Genomic DNA, 23,552 nt, shown 5'->3' on the forward strand with positions numbered 1-23,552 from the left:
CCGCAATCCGATCCTCGGTCCGGCCCATCCAGTGTCTCGCCTTCGTGGACCACAGGAATGCGCCCTATATCTCGCTTTGCGCGCTGACAAACAACGAATAGGCGGCGATCACAACGTAGCCGAAAAGCGGAACGCAATACGCTACCGCCAGATGCTTTGAAGCGTCCGCGATAACTCCCATCAGCGGCGTGAGCACGGCCCCGCCTACAATCGCCATCACAATCAGCGAGCCGCCTACCTTGCTGTTCGTCCCCAAGCCCTGCAGCCCTAGAGCAAAAACGGTCGGATACATCAGCGACATGAAGAAGCTTGTGAGAAAAATTGTCCAGACGCCAATCCATCCTGGATGGAAGACTGCGACGGCGACAAGGATAAAGTTGACGAAGCTGTAGGCCGCCATCAGCCGCGGCGGCGAGATGAACTTCATAAGGTAAGCCGATGTGAACCGTCCGATACCAAACATGCAAAGCGTGCCGGTCAGGAAATATCCTGCAGTCTTTTCAGGCTGGTGGGCGTAGTCCTGAATATATTGAATGAAGTAACTCCACGTTCCTACCTGCGCGCCCACATAGAAAAACTGCGTGATGATAGAAAATAAAAGATTCCGATTCTTTAGCAGCCGTAAAATCGGAACGGATGGATGTTCTGCTGGGCCGTCATCGCGAAGCTTTGGAAATCGAGTGGCCAGCAGCAAGCATGCGAACCCGATGGCCACCACGCCGAGGATAAGGTACGGCTGAACCACCCTCAAGGTTTCAAAGTGCAAATACGCATCATACTGCCCCGAAGCCTGAAGGCTTGACAGTCGCTGCGGACTCAATTCAATTCCGGACAAAATGAAGACGGTTCCGATAAACGATCCGGTGATCGAGCCGAGAGGATTGAAAGCCTGGGAAAAGTTCAGCCGCCGCTCCGACGTTTCCGCGGGTCCGGACATCGCAATGAAGGTATTGGAAGCGGTTTCGAGAAAGGCCAATCCGCTCGCCATTACAAACAATGCAATCAAAAAACACCAATAGCGCTCGATGAGCGCAGCGGGCCAAAACAGGAACGTTCCCGCGCCGAACAAGCAAAGACCCGTCACAAATCCAGCCTTGTACCCAAATCTCCTCATGTATAGTGCGGAAGGTAACGCCAACAAAAAATAGCCCATGTAGAAGGCCGATTGCACCAGGCCGCCCTGCATGCGGGTAATCGCGAACGACTTCATGAACTGTCGAATCAGGATGTCATTGAGGTTGTTTGGTATCCCCCAGAGAAAGAAAAGTGCTGTCACGATCATGCACGGCAGCAACGCGCCTGGAGAAAAGAGCGGAAACGATTCCGCCAGACCGTGTTCTCGCGAGGGACTATTGGGGCCCATGGATGCTACCCTGCCGAGATCTTTGGAGTTCACTGTAGGTTCAGAGTCCGTCAACATCTGCGTTGGCCTTTTCTTGGATGCCGGACGCATGACGACCTGCAAGCCCGCTGCTGCTGCATTCCGAGAACACGCCGTCGTCGGCTATCATGCCCGGCATCCTGCCTCCAGAGAAGGAACGTTCTGGTGTTTGTACATCACAAAATACTCTCGATGCCCCAGCGCTTCAGGTTTGGTTAACTCCCCTGAGGCGACGTCACCGACGAGCGTCATAAGTTCACGCCCCGCTGTGTCCAGGCTGATCTGCCCGCTCAACACCCTGCCCGCGTCAAAGTCCATGTCGCCCCGCATGCGTGCAAATGTATTCGAGTTTCCCGTCACCTTCAGAAGAGGAGCCACCGCACTGCCGATCACACTGCCGCGTCCAGTCACAAACAGAACAATCTGCGCACCTGTCGAGATCAGGTCCATAATGCCTTCGGTATCATTGGGATTCGTATATCCAAATTGCATGAAGTGTTCATCGGGAACAGAGTCCAGCAGCCACAAGCCCGGTCCCGACGGCTGCTGAGAAACTAGTAGCACCCCTTCAATCGGGCAGGTACCGCTCTTGGCAAACGCTCCCATGCTTTTTTCTTCAATCGTCGTCAGTCCGCCCGCGAAGTTGCCTGGCGACACTGAGTACTGCCGTACCGCCTTGCAGTATCGCTCCGCTTTTTTGTAAGCTGCGTCCAGTGCGGCTGCCACTTCGGGCGATCGCGCGCGCGAGAGTAGTATGTCGCGCAATCCAATCATCTCGACCACCTCCTCAAACACGGCACATCCGCCTTGGTCGACCAAGAGGTCATAAAATCGCCCCACTGCAGGATTGCCCGCTAGCCCCGAGGTGCCGTCCGAGCCGCCGCACTCAGCGCCCACCGTCAGATCGCTCCATGTCATGGGGACCCGTCGTGTCTCTCGCTTAAGCTGGTCGCGCAGCCTCGCGATTATTTGTTTGCCATGCTCAATGCTCGCGCGCGTACCCCCTACGTCTTGAATGAAGAACCATTTGCTCGGGCGCCCCGATCGTTCCGCCACTTCCGAGATCCGCGATGGCTGCGTATATTCGCACCCGAGCCCTATCGCAAGACACGCCCCCACATTGGGATGCGTTGCGAGCGCCAGCATCAGCCGAATCGCGTAAGCGTTGTCGTAGCAGCCTGGAAAGCCAATCACATGGACGTTCTCTTCATTGCAAGCGATCTCGTGCGCGACATAGCTCGCGCACTCAACCGTATAAATCACCAGCACATGGTTGCGGATACCCTTCCTGCCATCGCTCCGCAAATATCCTTGCCAGGTCCTACTCTTCAGGGAGTCATCATTCATAAGGCGTGTCCTTGGGAATACCAGTGCGCAGGTCCAGACCCTGCGAGCGGTCATCCAGCAAACTTCTGCAATTATGCAAGTGAACCCATCCACCCCGCTCGATAGGTTTGGTTGCTACGCCGATAATCACTCCGTACTTGATGATGACGGCATCCGGTGCGATCGCCGCGAGTGCTACCTTGTGCCCCAAGGAAATTGCTTCCTCTATCTGCACGGTAGTTCCCCCACCGCTACCAACCACAAGAAGAGGTTCACTGTCGGCGTCTTCCGTGAGGGTCGCGACGTTATCCTTCGGATGAATTGAAAAACACTGCTTCATGTCGATTCCAATCTCGAACCTGACCTTCAAAGAACGCCGTACTTGCGAAACGCGTCCGTGCTGGAAAGTCCGCTTTCAATGTCCTTGCGAACAACTTTCTCGGTGCGAGCCTTCTCCAGCGCGCGCGTCACCACCTCGTTCTCAACCGCCCTCGGCACCACAACAATGCCGTCGAGATCACCGAAAATGAGATCGCCCGGTTGAATGGTGACACTGCCGATCTCGATCGAGCATCGGTAGTCGACCACCTTCGATCGGACCGCAGCGTCCTGCGCATACCGCCCTCGGCTAAACACAGGCCAGCCCTGTTCGATCACGCGTAGCGTATCCCGATGAAAGCCGTCAATGATTGCGCCCGCCCCTTTAAGCGAGCGCGCCGTCGCAGTCATGATTTCGCCCCACGCCGCACAGTTCATCGAACCGCCGGTTGCAACATAAATGTCGTGCGGCTGAATCTGGTCGAGCGCCTCTGTCATGCGCCCGAATGGATGCTCTTGTTTTCCCCACGCGTCGGCGATTTGAATCGTCATCGCGCGACCGGCGATCCGCATGTCAGCACGTAACGGCTGAAGCGTCTGCGGCAGAAATTGATGCCAATACCCGAGCACGTCGAGAATGTCCCCGATGACGGGGCTATAGAGAGTTTCTTTCATAATGCGAAAGAGCTCTTCGTCTGTTGATACCATTAGCGCCCATCCCGTTGCTGAAAGTCGCTGCTTATTCCGAGCCGTGCGTGTTGGAAAGTCGCGACGAAGCAAACAATATCCTGGCCGAGGCTCGAAAGTCAACCATAAACCCAATACTTTATCGCTTACTGTACAAACGTGCGCGCCCGTCGTCAGGTTTAATCGCCGCCCAACGAATCAAGCGTCACGATAACCTTCTTCACGCTCCCGGGATTTGCGCTCCAGGATTGCAGAGATGTTGGTACGTCCTCAAGCGAGATAATGGCGCTAATCGCCTCCTGTACAGGAAACTTCCCACTCTCAAGCAGACGAATCACATCGAGAAAGTCTTCAGGAAGCGCGTTGCGCGAACCAAGGATGTCCAGTTCTTTCTGGACGAACAGCCTTGTCTCATAGGTCACGGGCTCCTTGGCATACCCGATGTACACCACGCGCCCTGTGAAGGCGACTTCCTCCACCGCACTGCGAAAGGTGTGCGGCAGACCAATAGCCTCGATCATCACATCCGGCCCCTTGCCTGCCGTGAGCTCAACCAACCGATCGTGGATCGGTTCCTTCAAGCTGTTAATCGTCTCGTGCGCGCCGGCCGCCCTCGCGATCCGAAGCTTATCGTCGTCCACGTCGATTCCAATCGCCCTGGCACCCCGGGAACTGGATCCGGCGATCGCGCCCAGTCCCACCCCTCCGCAGCCAATAATTGCTACCGTGTCGCTACTCTCAACTCGGCCCCGGGCGACGGCATGGAAGCCAATCGTCAATGGCTCCACCAGGCAGAGCGCCTCCAGTGAAAGCCGAGCTGTGAAAATCCTATCCGGTGGGACAGCCAGGTACTCCGTCAGCGCACCGTCTCGCTGAACTCCTAATGTCTGATTAAACTCGCAGGCATTTGGCCGATCCCGGATACACGCTGCACACTTGCCGCAGCTGGTGTATGGAGAGAGCGTAATATTAGTTCCCCGCTTGAGAATTGGATTTCCTGGAACATCCTCCATCACCGTCGCCGCCACTTCATGTCCAGGGATCCGCGGAAAAGACACCATCGGATTTCTTCCGCGAAATGAATTGAGGTCGGAACCACATAAACCAATCCGCCGAATCTTCAGCAAGACCTCGCCCGCCAAGGGGCTAACATCGGGGACCGACTCGACCGACGCTACACCGGCCTCTCTTATAACCACTGCCTTCATTTCGTCACCTCGAAAAACAGTCCGTAAAAGCGTGTGACCTCTCGGAATCGTTACTGATTCACACCGCTAGCAAGAAATCCACCGTCTACAGCCACGATCTGTCCCGTAATAAAGGAGGAAGCCGGCGCAGCCAGGAAAATCGCGGTGCTAACGAGCTCATCCACATTGCCGAAACGTCCCATCGGTGTGCGCGCAAGAAACTCGCGCCCACGGCCCGTATTGTCGAGAAGCTCGGCGTTGATTTCCGTGCGGAACACCCCCGGCGCAATCGCGTTCACCGTCACACCGTTCTTCGACCACTCAACCGCAAGAGATTTTGTAAGAGATCCTACCGCCGCCTTCGACGCTCCATAGGCCGCCACTTCAAAGAAGCCACGGAAAGTGGTCAACGAGCCAATATTAATGATTCGTCCGTAGCCGCGATCTAACATCGATTTGCCAAAGATTTGGCAGCCGCGCAAAGTCCCCGTTAGATTCGTGTCGATGATCTGATTCCAGGTCGTCTCTGGGAAATCGAGCGTGCGCGCCCGCTTAATCATGCCGGCGCAGTTGATCAGAATGTCCACCTTCCGAAATCGTTCGATCACCGAATCGCACAACGCTTGAATAGACTCCCGGTCCGATACGTCGCACGTCATCCGTAATGTCTGTACACCACGAGCCTCGATCTCCCGCGCAACGTCTTCCACTTGTTCCGCGCGTCGCGCTGAAGCGACGACATCGGCGCCCGCCTCCGCAAGTCCGAGCGCCATCGCTCGGCCGATTCCGGTCGTTCCCCCCAAAACCGCAGCAACATGACCTGTCAGATCAAAAAGCGACCTCGCCACCTGATCGTACCTCCGTTGGTGTGTGTACTTTCGTCTCCGATTACGAGGTCTCCGTCTGCGCCATGCCGCGTTGTTCAACACGGACCATGTCTAGGTGACTGGAATAGAACCTAAAACGGGAAGCTAACCAATGTCAACAACTTTAGCGCTTAAGTTGGCTTCAACGCAATCCTGGCCACGCATCGTAGGAGCCAAACGATACCACGGTACTCAACCGTACTTCACCACACCAATTGTCCGAGCAAGCGCGCGAAGGAAACTGCAGACCGTTCATTCCAATCAACCGAATTCGTCAACGCAAGTTATTGCGAAAAAAACAGCGAGCGCCTTTTTAGTCTGCGCGACGTTTATCAGAAATGGTGCTCCTTGGATGCAAGCGGAAGTGAGCAGGCGCGGTGCCGTAGTAATTCTTGAAAACGCGCGAAAAGTGATAAGGGTCCGCGAATCCAACATGCGCCGCCGCATTCGCTACGGTCGCATCCGTCCCTACCAGCAACGACGCGGCCTCCGCCATCTTCATAGCCGTAAGCGCCTGATGCGGACTCGTATCCGAATACCTCTGAAACAACCTCGCCAGATAGGCCGGAGTAATCTGAAGCCTTTGCGCGAGATCTGCGCTAGACCGTAGCTCCCGAAACTCGGCGCTAAGTTCATAGGACGCCCTGTTGTACGTCTCGAATGCGCGACAGGTCGCCTCCTCGGTCCGCATCGCGTTTTGCTCAATGCGCAGAAGCAACACATCAAACAGGGAAGTACAGAGCCTCCGCGATAGGTAGCTCGGCTGCTGGCCTGCTTCAACAATCTGCTGGAACAAATCGCGGATAACCTGCGGCTGGCGTATCCATGTAGTTCCTCCCTTATTCAGTGGCAGGCGTTGAAAAATGTTCTTCGCTCGTGGGCCAGAAAAGTCCAGAAAAAATTTCACCAAAGACTGCGCCGCGTCGCTGGAGATGACGTGCGCGTTGCCCGGTGCATAGCCAAACAAAATACCCGGCTGAAGTTTCGTCATGTGGCCGTTGCACGTGAATTGGCCACGTCCTTCGACAACATACTCCAATGCGAAATACCGAAAGCTTTTACGCCGAACAACGTAATTCGCCGAACAGCGCTCCGATCCGCCACAGGGTAAAGTCAGCTTTGTCCTTCCACGTTCAGCCCGATCGGTAAAGAAGTAGCGGGACTGCGTCACATGCTCGGCAAGAAAGGCAGGCCGTAAGCCCTCGGCCACAGGTGGTCCCGATTGCACAGCCCTACCCAGCCTGGAGGGACTCTTCATAGTAGGTCAAAATTATCCATCATTCTGCATCTTTTAGCTATTCCCCAGGTTCATCGGATATCACGATAATTGCCTGGAGGTTCTTCAGGCGTCATGGTGCAAACTCAACAGGTGATCGACCCATCGCTCGTGCCCACGCGCAATCTTGCAAGTGGCGCACATATTCCGGCGATCGGCTTAGGAACGTTTGGGTCCGACCATGTAAGCGGCCAGAAGGTTGCCGACGCCGTTCTTGGCGCGGCCAGGATTGGCTATCTGCAGTCCGATTGTGCTGCCGTCTACGGCAACGAGGCCCTTATCGGGGAAGCGCTCCTGAAGGGCGATGATGCAGTCCTCATCACCGGTCTCGGACCGGTTGATCTTGCCGCCGCAGCCTTGAGTCGTAAGCTGGGCGCGCAAAAGATACTCGGAATCGACGTACTTCCGGGTTGCCTGCAACTGGCGATGGATCTTGGCCTCTGCGACGACGTCATCGTCTCAGGTGACGATAACGTTGCCGAAGTACGCGCGTTGACGGGAGGACACGGCGTCGAGTGTTCGGTAGAGTGCTCCGGCAATGCGCAGGCCCGGGCCACCGCAATCTCCGCGACGCGCCGTTGGGGACGCATCGTCTCTTTAGGCGAGGGCGGAACAGTACAGTTCCAGCCGTCCGCCGACATTATGCATGATCAAAAAACACTTTACGGATCATGGGTTACCTCGACGTGGCGGATGGAGGAACTCGTCGAGCGCCTGGTCCGCTGGCAGCTATTCCCATCGTCGCTGGTCACTCACCGTTTTCCGCTCGCCCATGTCGGCGATGCCTTCGCGCTCATGGCTTCCGGTCTTTACGGCAAAGTCGCTGTCTGTTTCGATGAGGAGCTTACCTAAATGCTTAAAGGAATTTCTCCAGTTCTTAGTCCAGACCTGCTCAAGCTGTTATCGGAGATGGGCCATGGCGATGAACTCGTTCTCGCCGACGCAAATTTTCCTGGCGTTAGCGTAGCGGCGCGCCTCTGTCGGGCGGACGGCCTCTCCGTTTCGACCTTGCTCGATGCGATCCTCCCCCTCTTTCCGCTCGACGTCTACGCCGATCCGCTCATCATGATGCAGGCGGCCGGGGCTGACCAGCTCGATCCCGCCGTCGAGTCGGGTTATCTGCACGTCATGCGAAGGCATCAGCCCGACGCACCCAAACCACTATTGCTCGAACGCTCCGCCTTCTACGACCGTTCTCGCGAAGCCTTCGCCGTCGTAATGACCGGAGAATTGCGCATTTACGGCAACATCATTTTGAAAAAAGGCGTAATCGTCTAACTCGGCTCTCTCCGCTAACACCCGCTTTCGAGACGTTATAAACGCGACAGCCCGCAGTCATCGCGGACGATTGCCCCGCCCAAGGAGTGCCACTCATGCATCGAAGGGACTTTTGTAAGCTGATCGCTGCAACGGCTGCGACAGCCGCGGCCCCGGCCGTAGCCGACCCGACGGAGCCCACGCAGCAACCCACACCCACCCACACCCAACCCGCAGCCAAAGTCCCCGCCGCAACCCCGAATCCCTCCGGCACACTCACCGAAGATTACGCAGCCTTCTGCGCAACGCCAGCCGACCAGAGAATCTTTACCGTCCTGCGCGACGGCAAGTTGTCCAGGCAGAAGCTCGATGAAAAAACCTGGCGACCAACAGAATGGGGCGATCCCCCAACTCTCCCGATTTACGACGGCTCCTGGGACGGGGTGCCCATGGTCTCCCCGATCGCGAACCTTGCTGGCGACGGTCCCTATCAACCCACATGGGAGTCAATGCAGCAATACGACGCCCCCGAGTGGTATCGAGACGCCAAGTTCGGTATCTGGGCTCATTGGACTCCACAGTGCGTCCCCGAAGTCGGCGACTGGTACGCACGCAATATGTACATGCAAAGCTCGGAGCAGAATAAGTATCACTGCGACCACTACGGTCCCCCTTCGCGCTTTGGCTATAAAGATCTTTGCCCTCAATGGACGTTACTTAACTGGGATCCCGACGAGCTCATCGCCCGATACAAAAAAGGCGGTGCTAGGTTATTTCTCGCGTTAGCAAATCACCACGATAGCTTCGACACATGGAACTCCAAATATCAGCCATGGAATGCCCGAAACATAGGGCCACATCGTGATGTCATCGGCACGTGGGCCGCAGCAGCGCGCAAACAGGACCTGCGCTTTGGCGTCACCGTCCACCAGGCCCGCAACTGGTGGTGGTTTCAGACCTCCCACAGTGCTGATAAAACAGGCTCGCTGGCCGGCATCTCCTACGACGGCGATCTTACCAGCGAAGGTGGCAAACATGAGTGGTGGGAGAGCTACGACCCACAGCGTTTATACGGAGCGAAGCATCCTTTCGACGCGTTGCCCGACATCTCCTACGTGAAAAACTTTTACGATCGCACGCGTGATCTCATCGACCAGCACGATCCTGACTTGCTCTACTTCGACAACTCGCGCCTTCCGCTCGGCTGGGCAGGCATGAATGTTGGTTCGTACTTTTACAACCACAATTTGAAGACTCGCGCGGGCAAGATGGAAGCCGTCATCAACGTGAAACAAGTGCCCGACAACCTGGCCAAAGCAGTGGTCGCCGACTACGAGCGCGGCCTCACCGACAAGATTATGCCTTACGCCTGGCAATCGGAAACCTGCATCGGAGACTGGCATTACAAGCGCGCCCTCTACGCGCAGCCCGGCGAATATGGCGGTTACCTTTCACCCCGCGACGTCATCCATTGGCTCATTGACACGGTTAGCAAGAACGGCACTTTCATTCTCAACGTCCCCGGCAAACCCGATGGCACCATCGACAGCAAAGAGATCGCGGTGATCGACCGCATCGGCCAATGGCTGCAGGTCAACGGCGAAGCGATTTACGCTACCCGCCCGTGGACCATCTACGGCGAAGGACCAGACACGGTGAAAAGTGGCTCCTTTCAGGGCAATAGCGTCAGCAAACTAGGTGCGCAGGACGTACGGTTCACCCGCAACAAAGCAGGCACGGTTGTCTACGCCCTGGTGCTCGGCTGGCCTCAAGGCGAGACCGTACTTCGCGCGCTTGGAACAAGCAGTCCGCAGTCCCCGCGGAAGGTAGCAAAGGTCGAACTGCTCGGCCACGCAGAGAAACTCAAGTTCCTCCAGGATGCCGCCGGACTCCGCATTCAGCTCCCACCCGAACCCTCGTCCGAAGACGCAATCTCGCTAAAAATTTATCTTTCATAACGGCACCCGGTGAGGGCCTTCGGTCCGGCTTCGAGAGTGAGGTTCCTTAAAAACGGTGTTTTGGAAAATTTCGGCGCCCAACTCCAGGGGATGCCTAAATACCTGCCCGGCGCCAGCAGAGCGAGGAACAGAAACTCAGATCAACGCCGTCTTGGGCAAGGAATTGGCCAGCAGAGTATTGGTGCCACCACGAGCGGTCGCACCCGACATGCACGGCGTAGCAATTTTAATTCCGTGTTCAGGGAATCAAGGCTCCCTGATGTCAAGAGTTAATTCCCTGTTCTTTTTCACATCTGGAGGCATCCTCAGATGCCTAAATTCCACATAGTGAGGGTGTTTAGTGCTTTCGTGCTTCGATACGGATGTTAGATTCTCCTAAAATCGCTGTTCTTTTCCCTGTTCGCAGGGAAATGCAGCCGGAGACGAGTTTGTCCCAGACTGCAAGCACCGCCATTTAGTCACTAAACGCCGATTCAGGAAGACCAGAACATTGATGCGATCAGAGCGACCGTGATGGTGGTATCCGCGAGACAAATTGGCGGGGTCCAGGAAAAGACGCCGTGATGCCTCGCCCAACCGCACGGACTGGGAATCGATTTCGATGATGCTGGCTCCGGGAAGCCCCAGATACTCCTCTGCGTCATACGCGGCATACACCACGTTGCGGCTTGGATGAAGAGCGATTGCGCCGAATGGTTCAGGGCTGCGGAGTGTGGCGATGAGGTGCTTCTCTCGGCCATGGATGACAAATGCTTCAAGCTGATGCGACGAAGCATCACGTGTGGAGTTGGAGCGATGCAGGCGATCAAGGCATCGTTACGGCGGCGCAGAAGTCCTGACAGACGACGAGGATAGCGGGTGGCGACGTGACCGCAGTCTGAGGAGCAGCGCGATGACCGCCGACCGCAACCGTGCGACAGCACAGGATGGCCAGCGGCACATTCACCCCATTGCGTAGGTGGTCTCAATCAATAGGCTTGCGGAACCTATTTGAGGCCTTTTTGCTAGAATGCGGAATTGAGGGCACTGTTCTGGAGGTGCTATGTTCCGCTTCTCACTAGGCAAGCATCCAAAAACCTCTCGGGAGCCGTTCAGCGTCGAGACGCTGGCCAAGTCTTCGCGGCTGCGCGGCGCCAATGTCACCCAGGGCATTTGTCCTTACTGCGCTGTCGGCTGCGGGCAGCTCATCTTCAGCAAGGGCGGCGAACTCATCGACATTGAGGGTGATCCTGATAGTCCCATCAGCACGGGCCACCTATGCCCCAAAGGGGCCAACGCCTACCAACTCTCCGTCAATTCGCATCGCGTCCTTGAGGTCCTCTATCGCGCTCCTTACTCCGATCAATGGGAGACGAAGACAATGGAGTGGGCGCTGGAGCAGATTGCCCAGCGCGTCAAGGCGACCCGCGACGCCGACTTCACGACTCGCGACGAGCAAGGCCGTTTGCTCAACTCGGTGCGCAGCATCGGCTCGTTGGGCGGGGCAACGATCGACAACGAGGAGAACTACCTCATCAAGAAGCTGCTTGGCGGCGGGTTGGGAGTGGTATCGATCGAAAACCAGGCGCGAATATGACACAGCGCCTCGGTGCCCGGTCTGGGCGCCTCGTTCGGCCGCGGCGCGGCCACAAATTATCAGCAGGACATGGCCAATAGCGATTGCATCCTGTTTATGGGATCGAACATGGCGGAGGCTCAGCCTGTCGGTTTCCGCTGGCCCATGGAAGCTAAGCTGAAAGGAGCGACGCTGATCCATGTCGATCCGCGCTTTACCCGCATGTCGGCCGTATGCGATCTTTACGTGGGCATCCGCTCCGGGAGCGACATAGCCTTCCTCGGCGGCCTGGTCAATTACGTCTTAACGAACGACCGTTGGTTTCATGAATACGTCCTGTCCTACACCAATGCTTCGACCATCATCGACGAAGGTTTCCGGGATACCGAAGATCTGGCAGGGATGTTTAGCGGCTTCGACCAGCAGCACGAATCCTATGATCCCAAGCAGGGCCACTGGGGCTTCGAGAAGTCCGGGGGCGGCGGGGCGGAGCAGGACGGTTCGAAGAATACGGCTCAGGCGGAGTCCGCGAAAGACGAGCACAACCCCCAAGGCCACGCCCTGGATGGCAGCGACGACCCACATACCTCGCCGTCAAAGAGCACGACCAAACCACAGCGCGACCCGACCCTGCAGCATCCGCGTTGCGTCATGCAGATTCTGCGCCGGCACTTCGCCCGCTACACCCCAGAGGTCGTCTCCCAGGTGTGCGGTTGTAAGCCAGAAGAGTTTATGCGCGTCGCGGAATTGCTCTGCACCAACTCTGGACGCGAGCGGACCACTTGCATTGCCTACGCGCTGGGCTGGACGCAACACACCACCGGCGTGCAGATCATACGCACTGCCGGCATCTTGCAATTGCTGCTCGGCAACATGGGGCGTCCCGGCGGCGGCATTATGGCTCTGCGCGGCCACTCTACTATCCAGGGTGCGACCGACATCGCGACGTTGTACGACTCACTGCCCGGTTACCTCCCGCAACCCCCTGCACGCGACCCTGCGCACGAGGGTTTGAGCTCTTATATCGAGTCTGGAGGTATGCCTACCGGCTACTGGGCGAACTTTAGCAAATTCATTGTGAGCCTGCTCAAGGCGTGGTACGGCGAGGCAGCAAGGCCGGACAACGACTTCGGGTTCTCCTGGGTGCCGCGCGTGGACGGCGACTACTCGCAACTGGCCTACTTCGATCGGATGTCGAAGGGCGGCGTGAAGGGCTACTTCCTGGCTGGTCAAAACCCCGGCGGCGGCGGACCCAACGCCGGTCTGCACCGTGCCGGCCTGCGCAACCTCGAGTGGCTGGTGGTTCTCGACTGGTTCGAGACGGAAAGCGCTACCTTCTGGAAGAACGACCGGAATGGGCCACTACCCTCCGAGATCGGGACCGAAGTCTTCTTCATCCCCGCAGCAGCCGCTCAGGAGAAGGAGGGCAGCTTAACCCAGACGCAGCGGCTCATCCAATGGCATAAGAAAGCCATCGATCCGTCCGGCGATAGCCGTTCCGACGCCTGGTTTATCTACAACCTGGGTAAGCACCTGAAGCAGCTCTACGCCGGTTCCACCGATCCCAGGGATCAGGGACTGCTGAACCTCACCTGGGACTACGACTTCGACGAGCAGCCGCGTCTGCCCGATGGAACGCTCAGCCGTATCGAAGGGGAACCGGACCTGGAGAAGGTTCTCATGGAGATAAACGGTCACCGGTTGGATGAAATCGACCCGCGTACCGGGGGGCCTCGTCTTGTCAGCGGCTACTCGGAGTTGAAGGACGACGGCACGACAGCATGCGGCTGCTGGATTTACAGCGGCGTCTTCCCTGAGCCGGGCCGTAACCGCGCGGATGAACGCAAGATCACGGATAACCCCATCCAGCCGGAATGGGGTTACGCCTGGCCAAACAATGTCCGCGTCCTGTACAACCGCGCCTCGGCAGACCCCGAAGGGCGGCCCTGGTCGGAGCGTAAGAAATTGGTCTGGTGGGACTCCGAGAAGCGGAGCTGGGTCGGGCAGGACACACCGGACTTCGAGCGGAACAAGCCTCCCGATTACCAACCGCCTCCAGGCGCGACGGGCATGGCGGCCATCGCCGGCACAAACCCCTTCATCACCAAGCCCGACGGACTGGGCTGGCTGTACTCCCCCGCCATTAAAGACGGGCCTCTTCCGACGCATTACGAGCCGGTCGAGTCGCCATTTGGCAACCTGCTCTATCCCAAACGCAATAGCAACCCAACGGTACGCTTTTTCCCAGGGCCGCTGAACCCCATCGCCCACATGCCGACAGCCGAGTATCCGGTGGTGGCCACGACGTTCCGTCTCACCGAGCATTACCTGAGTGGGCCGATGAGCCGCTTCAACAGCTGGCTTAACGAATTGCAACCGGAGATGTTTGCCGAGCTCAGCTATGAGCTGGCCGCCGAGCGCGGCATTGTTCACGGCGGCTGGATGACGATTGAAACCCCGCGCGGCCGAATCGAAGCTCGTGCGATGGTGACCCGGCGGCTGCGGCCTTTTGTCGTCGAGGGACGCATGGTCCACCAGATCGGGCTCCCGTTCCACTGGGCCTTCGCCGGGGAGGTCGTCGGCGGCAACGCCAACGACCTGACCGCGCTCGTGGCCGACCCGAATGTGAGCATGCACGAAAGCAAGGCGTTCACCTGCCAAGTCCAAGCCGGTCGGCTCGAAGGACAGGCTTTGCACCCGACGGTGCCCACAGCGCACTGGCCGACTCTCGATCCCATCCCGGATACGCCGGCCAGCGCCCAACCAGAAGGGAGGCTCGGACATGGCAAGTAGAGAACAGGAACTGTCCGCTTTGCCGCAGGCCAGCGATCCGCCGCGCGGCCGGCTGTCCGTGCTGCTGGGACGCCTGATTCGTCCATACCTGCATGATGAACCGCACGGCCCACTGCCGGAGCTGCTGGGACGCCTGATCTATCCGTTCCTACATGGTGAACCGCCCAAGCCTCAGCAGCCTACCGGTTTTTACACGGACACCACCGTATGCATCGGCTGCAAGGCTTGCGAGGTGGCGTGCAAGCAGTGGAACCAACTACCTTCGGACGGTTTCAACTGGTCCGGCAATAGCTATGACAATACGAATGAGTTGTCGGCGACAACCTGGCGCCATGTGAAATTCATCGAGCAATTTTCCCACGAATCGCCAAGCGTGCCTGCTTCCCCGGACACGGAGGAGAGCGAGTCGCTGCTTAACCGCTGGCTCATGATGAGCGACAATTGCAAGCATTGCGTGGCGGCCCCTTGCCATCAGGCTTGCCCAACCGGCGCCATTATTCAAAATGAGTTCCAGAACATCTATATCCAGGCTGACATCTGCAATGGCTGCTCATGCTGCATCGCGGCCTGCCCGTTCGGCGTCATCACTCGCAGCGAATTGGGCGGTCATTCGCACAAATGCACGCTCTGCTATGACCGCCAGCGCGACGGTCTGGAGCCGGCCTGCGCCAAGGCATGTCCAACCCAGTCCATCCACTTCGGTCCGATCGACGAGCTTCGCGAGCAGGCCCGCAAACGTGTAGAGCAACTTCACGAGCGCGGTGTCCCGCAGGCATACCTCTATGGCGACGTCCCCGGTGAGACCTATTCCGAGATGCATTCGTTCTATCTGCTCGTCGATCGCCCTTCCGTTTATGGCCTGCCAGATGCTCCATTCAATCCCTGGCTGCACATGATGGGAGATTACGTTCGTTCCGTCGCCGGCGGCCTGGCCGCTATCGCCGTACTGCTCGTGGTTGTGTTTCTTTTGAAGCCCTGAATGCACACAGACTCCAGACCGCAGCAAGCTTCTGCCGAACCTCTCTTACCAGAAAGAGGACACGAGGTCGGCTATGAGAATGGGCCGGTGACCAAGGTGCCGGGGTGGCACGGCCTCATCGCCTGGGACGCTTTGCTCAACGGCATGGCGACGGGACTGTTCCTCGCCGCAGCGGTCAGCGAGTTGGCTGCGCCTGCGGTCTTCATGCGCGTGGCGAAAGTGGCTTATCCAGTCGCTCTCGTGCTTTTGCTCGTTGACCTCGGATTGCTCGTGTTGGATCTGGGCGATCCGTCGCGTTTTCATCACATGCTCAGGGTTTTCAAGCCCGGCTCGCCCATGTCGCTGGGGACGTGGTGTCTGACAATCTTTTCGTTGCCGCTGACCGCGGCGGCGGCGCTCAGTCTGCTGGCCGAACTGGGATGGGACTTTGAGTGGGCTCGGTTACTCGCGGTGGTCGTGGGACTGCTGCCTGGCTTCGCCTCTGCGGCCTACAAGGGCGTACTGCTCAGCACGAACGCGCAACCAGGTTGGAAAGACGCGCGCTGGCTGGGAGGTTATCTCACCAATTCGGCTCTCGTGATGGGCTGCGGCGAGTTCCTTGTCCTGTCCGCCCTGATGGGGCAAACGCAGGCGATCGCCATCCTCCGCACCGCCTTTATCGTGCTGCTCGTGCTCAATGTGATTCCCTTAGGGTTGTTGTTTGCGAACCTCAGGCCGATCCATGCGCAACTCTATACCCGCGAGCAACAATGGCGGGTTGGCGCGCTCATCGCTGCCGGGGCGCTGATCCCTTTGGGTCTGATGCTCCTCAAAGGCAGTGTGCTGTCCATATCGGTCGCCATGATTTTTCTTTTATTCGAGAGTTGGCTTGTCCGTGCTGTGTACGTCAAGATACCTCACACTTCGCCATTGGAAGTCAGAAGCGGCGAATAGTCCAGCGACGTAAGAACACGACGCAGTTGCAGACCTTCTCTTTCCCGAAGAAATAGATTTGGCGGAAGCGCGTGTGAGTCGAACACACCGTTGCCCGAAACGGACGACCGCCGGTTTTGAAGACCGGGGGGATCACCGGATCCCAGGCGCTTCCCTGCTGCGTCGATCAGGCCGGCCTTGGCATCTATTATGAGGCATGGGCTCTGCTTCCAATCCCACCGCCGCAGTCGCGGCCATTCGGCTGACCCAGCAGGTAAAAGCAGGCGGCTGCGCGAGCAAGCTCGCGCCGGGTACGCTCAACCAAGTGCTTTCCCGCCTCCCCCTGCAGCACGATCCGAACCTGCTTGTAGGCTTCGAGAGCTCCGACGACGCCGGTATCTACCGTATCAGCCCCGAACAAGCCCTGGTACAGACCGTCGACTTCTTTACTCCTATGGTCGATGATCCCTTTACCTACGGCCGCATCGCTGCGACTAATGCCCTCAGCGACGTGTACGCCATGGGCGGCCGCGCCCTCACCGCCCTTACCCTGGTCTGCTTCCCCCAGGAAGGCGACATGTCTGTGCTCGAGCAGATCCTCCGCGGCGGCCTCTGCGTCATGGAGGAGGCAGGCTGCACCGTACTCGGCGGCCACAGCGTCCGCGATGCGGAGATCAAATTCGGGTATGCCGTCACAGGGCTCATCCACCCGGACCGTATCCTCAGAAACACTACTGCCCGACCCGGCGACGCGCTCATCTTCACCAAGGCCATTGGCACCGGCGTGATCACTACGGCCCTCAAGCAGGGCAAAGCGCAACCGGCATGGGTCGAAGCCGCCATCGCATCGATGACCACCCTCAATAAGGTCGCTGGCGAAATCATTAGCCGCCCCGAGTTCCAAGTTCATGCCGCTACGGATGTCACTGGCTTCGGCCTTATGGGCCACGCTCGCGAGCTGGCCTTCGGCAGCAACGTACGGCTCCGCATTGACACTGCGTCCATTGCCCTGCTTGATGGCGCGATGGACGCCGTCCGCCTCGGCTGTATCCCAGGTGGCCTCCTCGCCAACCGTGACTTCGCCGATTGCGTCATCGAAGAAACCGTCGCAATCGAACCCAACCTGCGAACCATCCTCTTCGATCCCCAGACCGCCGGCGGCCTTCTCCTCTCGGTCCCGACGGAACGAGCGCAGCCGCTGATCGCCGAGCTACAGGCCGCGGGCTATCTTTACACGCGCCAGATCGGCGCAGTCCTGGAAGGGCCGCCCAAAATCCTCTTAGCACCCTGAATCACCACCCGAAGCGCAACGGAGGAACCTAGTGCAGACCCACCCGGCCCATCTCTATCGCAAGCTGCCCCAGGTGGGCGAGCTCCTCCATCGCTCGGATTTTCTCCAACTCCAGCAAACCTACTCTCGCGAGCTCATCGCTGAGGCCCTCCGTTCGACATTGCAAGATCTCCGCGGCGAAATAAGAGATAGCCGCCATACGGAAGATTCCCTCGACCTTCAGCTGGATGGCCTCAGCGCCAAAGTCGCCCATAGCCTCCGCCACTCCACCCGTCCCTCGCTGCGCCCTGTACTCAACGCCACCGGAGTCATCCTGCAAACCAACCTGGGTCGCGCCCCGCTTTCTGAAGCGGCTATTCAGCGTATTGTCGAGGTTGCGCGCGGCTATTCGAACCTCGAATTCGATTTGGAAACCGGTGAGCGCAACTACCGCGACCGCCATGTCGAGCGGCTCATTCTTAACGTAATCGCCCTCAAAAGCGGCCAAAGCCCATCAGACTTAGCTCACAAATCTGCAGCTGTGGTCAACAACTGTGCCGCCGCCAACTTCCTGGCCCTCAACACTCTGGCGGAAGGCGGCGAAGTCCTCGTCTCCCGCGGCGAACTGGTCGAGATTGGCGGCGGCTTCCGCGTCCCTGACATTCTGCGCAAGTCCGGAGCCATCCTCCGCGAGGTGGGCACCACCAACCGCACCCGTCTCTCCGATTACGCCGCCGCCATCACTCCACAAACACGCCTCATCCTCCGCGTGCATCGCTCGAACTTCCGCATGGAAGGCTTCACCGAGCGCCCTTCTCTCGAGGAACTCCTTGAGCTCGGCAACCGCGCTTCGATTCCTGTCTTCGAGGACCAAGGCACCGGCTGCATCGTTGACCTCGCGGAGGCCGGCATAGACGACGAGTCTTCCTGGATCCAAAGCGCTTCGAGCGAACTCGCCCTGGTCGCCTGCAGTGGAGACAAGTTGCTCGCTGGCCCGCAGTGCGGCATCCTCGTTGGCGCCAAGCCCCACCTTGATCGCATTCGCGCCAACCCGCTCTTTCGCGCTCTGCGTGTGGACAAGCTGACCTACGCCGCGTTGGAAGCTACGCTGCTCGCCTACCTCACCGCGACCGAGGAGACCCTGCCGGCGATTGCAATGCTGCGCATGCCGGCCGATGCCATCCGCGCCCGCTGCGTGGCCCTGGCCGAAAGCCTCCGCTCCACCAGTGCTGCCGTGGAGGTAGTCGAGACGCGCAGCGTGGTCGGCGGCGGCACCACCCCCGGAGCCTCTCTGGCCAGCTTCGCCCTGGCCTTGCGGCCTTCGCTCATGTCGGAAACAGTGTTCGCGGCGAATATGCGCCACCTCGATCCTCCGGTCATCGTGCGCATCCACGAGGGCCGCGTCCTGCTCGACCTGCGGACCATCCCGCCCGCGGAAGACGCCCTTCTTGCTCAGCTGCTGAAACAAGCGCTCGAGCCGGAGCGGCCATGAAGTCCGCAGCCACGCGCTCTATGGTCCTCGGCACCGCCGGCCACATCGACCACGGAAAAACCGCACTCGTCTATGCCCTCACCGGCACCGACACAGACCGCCTGCCAGAAGAAAAATCCCGCGGCATCACCATTGACCTCGGCTTTGCGTCTCTCGATCTTCAAGATCCCGCCGGACACTCGATCCAGCTCAGCCTGATCGATGTCCCCGGCCACCACGCCTTCATCCGCAACATGCTCACCGGCGCCGGCGGCATCGATTGCGTCATGCTGGTCATCGCCGCCGATGAGGGCATCAGGCCGCAGACCACCGAACACCTCGCCATCTGCGCTCTGCTTGGCATCCGCCACGGCATCGTGGCCATCACCAAGCAGGACGCTGTCTCCCCAGAGCGGCTCGAAGCCGCGCGTGACGAGGTCCGGCGCTTCACCGAGCACACCTTTCTCGAAGATGCTCCCGTCGTCGTCGTCTCCGCCCGCACCGGCGCTGGAATCCCTACCCTCAAGCGGGCCCTCGCGCAGCTCGCGTTGAGCGTGCCCGCTCGCAATGCAGACACCATCCTCCGTCTTCCCCTGGATCGTGCGTTCTCCGTGCGCGGCTTTGGCACAGTTGTCACCGGCACGCTCCAGGCCGGCAGCCTGCATGTGGGGGACGCCGTTCATCTGCAGCCTGAGGGCCGTAGCGTCCGGGTCCGCGGCATCCAGGTCCACGGCGCATCAGTAAGCGAGACCCACGCACCCGGCCGCGTAGCGCTTAACCTCGTCGGCGTCGAGGTAGCTGAAGTGCACCGCGGCCATACCATTGTGCCGCCCGAAACTCTTTCGCCGGTAAACACCGTCGATGTAGAGCTAACCATCCTACCCGGCATGCCCGCGCTGCGACACCGCGCCAGCCTGCGTCTGCATGCCTTCACAGCCGAAACCACGGCCCGCGTCCTTCTCTACCGGCCCGGTGAAAACTCCGCTGCTCCTCTTGCTCGCCTGCGCCTCAGCAAACCCCTGCTGCTCGCTCCCGGCGATCGCTTCGTACTCAGGCAACCTTCGCCCGCAACCACAGTGGGTGGCGGCCGAGTACTTGATGCGCATCCGCTACCCCGCCTCAGAAAAGCAGCCTCGAACGCATGGCTGGAACAGCTTCGCGAAGCCGCGCCCGAGCAGCAAATTCTCCTGCGCGTGCGACGCCGCGGCCTTCACGGAATCTCTATCAAAACCCTCAGCAGCGAAACCTGCCTTCACACCGACGCCATTCGCCCGATCATCGCGTCACTGATCGCAAGCAAGCAACTGATCGGTGCCACTGCGGAGCACGCCGCCGTGAGCCACGTTCTTTGTCCAGAGGCGTTAGCCGAGGCCGTCGAGCTGCTCTCCAAAGAGTTGGAACGGACCGAAGCTCGCTCCCTGTCCCGCGCCGAGCTGCGCTCTCGAACCAAATTAGAAGATTGGGTCTTCGCCCTGGCCGCCGTGCGCTTGCCCCAAGTCAGACCCGTCCAGTCAGTGGGCAATCAATTCACCCTGCGAGGAGCTGGCGCCAAAGAACCCATAGAAGCCCTGGCCAAAGTCGAGGCACTCTATCGCACTGTCGGCCTCGCCTCCCCGATCGTCAGTGAAGTAGCCGCGACCCTGCAGCTTCCCGATAAAGAAGTGGCCCCGTTAATCACCATCCTCATCCGTGCCGGCAAGTTGGTCCGCATGGGCGCCGACAACCTCCTGGTCCACGCCGAAGCGCTCGTCCGGCTACGAACCGAGCTCCAGCAGCAGCGCGGCCAGACCTTCGACGTAGGTCGCTTCAAAGCCTTGACTGGCCTGACACGTAAACACGCCATCCCGCTGCTTGAGTATCTCGATGGCGCCCGCATCACCCGCAACCAAAACGGCATCCGCACTGTGCTCTAGCCCGATAATCTGCCGTCGCCAGCTCGTAGCAACAGCATCGGGTTGCGGTCTAAATGCAGAATTTTTCTCCCTTTTCAGACGTAGAGTGATGTCCTGTTCGCGACGGGATTCCGGTTTGAGACTTCCGGAAGCTTGAATTGTGAGCCCGCGCTTACAGACGCGTTGCGGGCTAACCTGCACAGTTTCGCATGCTATGACTTGGCTGGATCGTGCAGAAGCTCGCGCTGCACTTCAACGGTCTTCGAAGGGGCCGCGAACGTTGCATGGATGTCTTCGTAGAGCGGAGAAAGGACCGAAGCAAGACTCTCCGCGAGGCCAGCCAGATCGGATGCCTGGGGGGCTACGGGCATGCCGAGATCCTGATAGTGCTTGCGTATTTCGCGTTGGAAGTTCTCAGCGGAAAGCCGGATGTTGGGAACCGCCTGTACGGGCTTTTCACTTACTTCGCTTGCCATGGCACGCATCACTTGAGCAAAATCCCTTTCGAACTCGAGGCCGGCTTCAGCGATGGGTAAGGGCAGGTTAGAGAGCGGAGTGCGGGAGAGATATTGCACCGCGGCAATTTGTACCTGGAGCAGGGTGCGGATGGCGGGCTGCCATCGCTGGATGTTTTTGCGGACTTGCAACATTTGCTGGCGGGAAGGTCCAACCTCTAAGAGAACCGCATCGGACTGGGCTGTGACGGCCTGAAAGCCGGCGTTGATTTGATCGCGCAACTGGCGTATCCGCCGGATGGCTTTGATCTGGTCCTGCTGCAACAATTGCTCGGCGAGTTCGGCAAACATCTCTAGATTGGCGGCGAACACAGCTTGCATCTCGCCCGCGGCGTTCCTTACCCAAAGCAGGTCAAAGAAGACACCCATGGACAGCAGGCCGAGCAGCACACCGAACACACGATCGCGCGCGATCGACAGCGACGTCTGAATGGTAAATTCCTGCAGATTGATCAGATAAAAGGTCAGCGCGAGCTGCACGCCAAGATACGAGAGTCGCGCCGATGCCGTGGAAATCCACGCAGAGATGGCAGTCACCCCTGCAAACAGAAGGGTGAATCCGGTAATGGTGTCGAGGTAAGGAAGCACAAATATTTGGGAGCCGATACCAAAGACAAAGCCGCCAAGGAAGGCGCCGCTCAGCCGCAACACTTGCTTCTGTCGTGAGGAGCCGATGGTGGACAGCGCTGTGATGAAGCAAGTGAGGAGCGACGTGCTGAGTTGCGGCCAGTCGAGTGCCGTGTACGTGATGTAACAGACCATCGCCGCGAGTGTGCCGCGCATGGCGAACTGCAGATGGGCCGGGTTGGAGAATGCATCGGTGACAAATATGGGGAGCGATTCTTCTTCGTCAAGCGGGGCTGGAACGAAGGCGTTGATGGACTCTGTTCCCGAAAATACCTTGGGAATGAGCGCTGCCGTATCCTCCATCGTTTTAAGGAAGGGTATCTGTGCCGGGGCGTCCGGCGATGGCCGCTCGAACTGCTGGGGAAGTTGATGCTGTGTGAGTGCGATGCAGAGGGAGTGCACCTCGTCGGCGAGCCTCAAACATCTTTGCCGATCGCCTGGGTCGATGGTCTCGGCTTGCTGAGACAAGGCGAACTGGAAGTTGGCCGCGATATCAATCAAGCGCCCCACCAGGGCAACTGCTGCGCCTATCTGTGCTTTGTAGTGAGTGCTGTAACCGGATCGAAGGATGAGCCTACGAAGCCGCGATGTGCCAACGGTGGCATAGATCCCAAGATTCTTCTCCCACTCACTATCGAGAGGGTGCTGCGTTGCTGCAGACCGCAAGACATTTTCGATCGTCCGCATGCGGATCTCGATGCCCTCGGCAAAGTCAGTGGATGGATGCGCGAGACGGAAGATATATTCGACCACGATCGTCACCGCTGCTGCGATAGCCACGGAGCCAGCCAACCATAGCGTGTTCTCCAGCCGCGAGTTTACGTTGACCAGGTGGTTGTCCCACACGCTGAGGGCACCAAGGATCGCGAATCCCAAAGGTGCAGCTGTTCCATAATCTGCAATGATCCGCAGCAGGAAAAAAGACGCGAACAGGCTGATCGCGACCCACAAGAAGTGGGTCAGCGGATTACCAATCACGACCGTGACGCTGAGGACAATGTAGAGTGTGCCAATGAGGAAAGCCATCGCTATCCGGAATCCGGAGCGGAGAGTTTCGACCGGACTCTCGCGGCTGATGATGAGGGTGAAGATCGCGCCCTGGAAGCCGCCGGGAATTTGAAAAGTCATCGTGATCAGCATCACGATGGTCGCCGAGACAGTCATTCGGGCGACGACCCAGCCTCTGCCTGGGTACGGAGAGAGTTCGGCTTTAAGGAAGTTCCAAAACCACGGGCTTCCCTGTTCGGCGGCGCGCGGGGATGCATCACCCAGGGCCGCCATC

17 protein-coding genes and 1 tRNA gene are annotated in these 23,552 nt (G+C 58.8%); 9 read left to right on the forward strand and 9 right to left on the reverse strand.

Going from position 1 to position 23,552, the window contains the following annotated elements; genetic code table 11:
* Positions 1–64: 64 nt before the first annotated feature.
* From fucP to GSQ80_RS00260, 7 genes are all read right to left on the reverse strand, one after another.
* Entirely contained in the window at positions 65–1,363 is a 1,299-nt protein-coding gene (gene fucP, locus GSQ80_RS00230) for an L-fucose:H+ symporter permease (protein ID WP_158785507.1), read from the reverse strand.
* Positions 1,364–1,507: 144 nt separating this feature from the next.
* Positions 1,508–2,728, reverse strand: a complete 1,221-nt coding sequence (locus tag GSQ80_RS00235) for a UxaA family hydrolase (protein ID WP_158785508.1) — start codon at positions 2,726–2,728, stop codon at positions 1,508–1,510.
* Positions 2,721–3,047, reverse strand: coding sequence for a UxaA family hydrolase (locus tag GSQ80_RS00240; RefSeq protein WP_158785509.1), 327 nt, complete (start codon positions 3,045–3,047; stop codon positions 2,721–2,723). Before GSQ80_RS00240 ends, GSQ80_RS00235 begins: the two co-directional genes overlap by 8 nt.
* Positions 3,048–3,073: 26 nt before the next feature.
* Positions 3,074–3,700, reverse strand: a complete 627-nt coding sequence (locus tag GSQ80_RS00245) for an RraA family protein (RefSeq protein WP_216850064.1) — start codon at positions 3,698–3,700, stop codon at positions 3,074–3,076.
* A 191-nt stretch (positions 3,701–3,891) separates the two neighbouring features.
* Positions 3,892–4,920, reverse strand: a complete 1,029-nt coding sequence (locus GSQ80_RS00250; RefSeq protein WP_158785511.1) for a zinc-binding alcohol dehydrogenase family protein — start codon at positions 4,918–4,920, stop codon at positions 3,892–3,894.
* A gap of 50 nt (positions 4,921–4,970) precedes the next feature.
* The gene (locus tag GSQ80_RS00255; protein WP_158785512.1) at positions 4,971–5,747 is read right to left on the reverse strand and encodes an SDR family NAD(P)-dependent oxidoreductase; all 777 of its coding nucleotides are present in this window, start codon (positions 5,745–5,747) and stop codon (positions 4,971–4,973) included.
* Between the two features lie 331 nt (positions 5,748–6,078).
* Positions 6,079–7,023: an AraC family transcriptional regulator gene (locus tag GSQ80_RS00260; protein WP_254059367.1), complete on the reverse strand. Its 945-nt coding sequence runs from the start codon at positions 7,021–7,023 to the stop codon at positions 6,079–6,081.
* Between the two features lie 93 nt (positions 7,024–7,116).
* On the opposite strand from GSQ80_RS00260, the gene GSQ80_RS00265 reads away from it, so the two are divergent.
* From GSQ80_RS00265 to nrfD, 6 genes are all read left to right on the forward strand, one after another.
* Positions 7,117–7,893, forward strand: a complete 777-nt coding sequence (locus tag GSQ80_RS00265) for a zinc-binding dehydrogenase (RefSeq protein WP_158785514.1) — start codon at positions 7,117–7,119, stop codon at positions 7,891–7,893.
* Positions 7,894–8,319 carry an L-fucose mutarotase gene (fucU, locus tag GSQ80_RS00270; protein WP_158785515.1) on the forward strand — a complete coding sequence of 142 codons (426 nt, stop codon included), beginning with the start codon at positions 7,894–7,896 and terminating at the stop codon, positions 8,317–8,319.
* A 95-nt stretch (positions 8,320–8,414) separates the two neighbouring features.
* Entirely contained in the window at positions 8,415–10,256 is a 1,842-nt protein-coding gene (locus GSQ80_RS00275) for an alpha-L-fucosidase (RefSeq protein WP_158785516.1), read from the forward strand.
* A gap of 1,042 nt (positions 10,257–11,298) precedes the next feature.
* Positions 11,299–14,604, forward strand: a complete 3,306-nt coding sequence (fdh, locus tag GSQ80_RS00285; RefSeq protein ID WP_305794636.1) for a formate dehydrogenase — start codon at positions 11,299–11,301, stop codon at positions 14,602–14,604.
* Complete coding sequence (locus GSQ80_RS00290) at positions 14,594–15,583, forward strand: 4Fe-4S dicluster domain-containing protein (protein ID WP_158785519.1); 990 nt, start codon at positions 14,594–14,596, stop codon at positions 15,581–15,583. The genes fdh and GSQ80_RS00290 overlap by 11 nt, the downstream gene beginning before the upstream one ends.
* Before the next feature lie 87 nt (positions 15,584–15,670).
* A complete protein-coding gene (gene nrfD, locus GSQ80_RS00295; RefSeq protein ID WP_158785520.1) occupies positions 15,671–16,516 on the forward strand; it encodes an NrfD/PsrC family molybdoenzyme membrane anchor subunit in 846 nt (281 codons plus the stop codon).
* A 59-nt stretch (positions 16,517–16,575) separates the two neighbouring features.
* Here nrfD and GSQ80_RS00300 read toward each other — a convergent pair.
* Positions 16,576–16,670: transfer RNA gene (locus GSQ80_RS00300), tRNA-Sec, on the reverse strand.
* A gap of 42 nt (positions 16,671–16,712) precedes the next feature.
* Between GSQ80_RS00300 and selD the strand changes: the two genes are divergently transcribed.
* From selD to selB, 3 genes are read left to right on the forward strand one after another with little or no spacing between them, the layout of a single operon-like run.
* Positions 16,713–17,786 (forward strand): selenide, water dikinase SelD, encoded by a 1,074-nt coding sequence (selD, locus tag GSQ80_RS00305; RefSeq protein ID WP_158785521.1) that lies wholly within the window; start codon positions 16,713–16,715, stop codon positions 17,784–17,786.
* Between the two features lie 31 nt (positions 17,787–17,817).
* Positions 17,818–19,257: an L-seryl-tRNA(Sec) selenium transferase gene (gene selA / locus GSQ80_RS00310; RefSeq protein WP_158785522.1), complete on the forward strand. Its 1,440-nt coding sequence runs from the start codon at positions 17,818–17,820 to the stop codon at positions 19,255–19,257.
* A complete protein-coding gene (gene selB / locus GSQ80_RS00315) occupies positions 19,254–21,149 on the forward strand; it encodes a selenocysteine-specific translation elongation factor (protein ID WP_158785523.1) in 1,896 nt (631 codons plus the stop codon). The genes selA and selB overlap by 4 nt, the downstream gene beginning before the upstream one ends.
* Before the next feature lie 191 nt (positions 21,150–21,340).
* Here selB and GSQ80_RS00320 read toward each other — a convergent pair whose 3' ends face one another.
* Complete coding sequence (locus tag GSQ80_RS00320) at positions 21,341–23,551, reverse strand: FUSC family protein (RefSeq protein ID WP_158785524.1); 2,211 nt, start codon at positions 23,549–23,551, stop codon at positions 21,341–21,343.
* Between the last annotated feature and the right edge of the window lies 1 nt (position 23,552).

It is taken from the genome of Granulicella sp. L46, from assembly GCF_009765785.1.
In the GTDB taxonomy this organism is placed as follows: Bacteria; Acidobacteriota; Terriglobia; order Terriglobales; family Acidobacteriaceae; genus Granulicella.

Coding starts and splice junctions, on each gene's coding strand:
- fucP (WP_158785507.1), bottom strand. CDS start 1,363: ATGGGCCCCAATAGTCCCTCGCGAGAACACGGTCTGGCGGAATCGTTT.
- GSQ80_RS00235 (WP_158785508.1), bottom strand. CDS start 2,728: ATGAATGATGACTCCCTGAAGAGTAGGACCTGGCAAGGATATTTGCGG.
- GSQ80_RS00240 (WP_158785509.1), bottom strand. CDS start 3,047: ATGAAGCAGTGTTTTTCAATTCATCCGAAGGATAACGTCGCGACCCTC.
- GSQ80_RS00245 (WP_216850064.1), bottom strand. CDS start 3,700: ATGAAAGAAACTCTCTATAGCCCCGTCATCGGGGACATTCTCGACGTG.
- GSQ80_RS00250 (WP_158785511.1), bottom strand. CDS start 4,920: ATGAAGGCAGTGGTTATAAGAGAGGCCGGTGTAGCGTCGGTCGAGTCG.
- GSQ80_RS00260 (WP_254059367.1), bottom strand. CDS start 7,023: ATGAAGAGTCCCTCCAGGCTGGGTAGGGCTGTGCAATCGGGACCACCT.
- GSQ80_RS00265 (WP_158785514.1), top strand. CDS start 7,117: ATGGTGCAAACTCAACAGGTGATCGACCCATCGCTCGTGCCCACGCGC.
- fucU (WP_158785515.1), top strand. CDS start 7,894: ATGCTTAAAGGAATTTCTCCAGTTCTTAGTCCAGACCTGCTCAAGCTG.
- GSQ80_RS00275 (WP_158785516.1), top strand. CDS start 8,415: ATGCATCGAAGGGACTTTTGTAAGCTGATCGCTGCAACGGCTGCGACA.
- GSQ80_RS00290 (WP_158785519.1), top strand. CDS start 14,594: ATGGCAAGTAGAGAACAGGAACTGTCCGCTTTGCCGCAGGCCAGCGAT.
- selD (WP_158785521.1), top strand. CDS start 16,713: ATGGGCTCTGCTTCCAATCCCACCGCCGCAGTCGCGGCCATTCGGCTG.
- selB (WP_158785523.1), top strand. CDS start 19,254: ATGAAGTCCGCAGCCACGCGCTCTATGGTCCTCGGCACCGCCGGCCAC.
- GSQ80_RS00320 (WP_158785524.1), bottom strand. CDS start 23,551: ATGGCGGCCCTGGGTGATGCATCCCCGCGCGCCGCCGAACAGGGAAGC.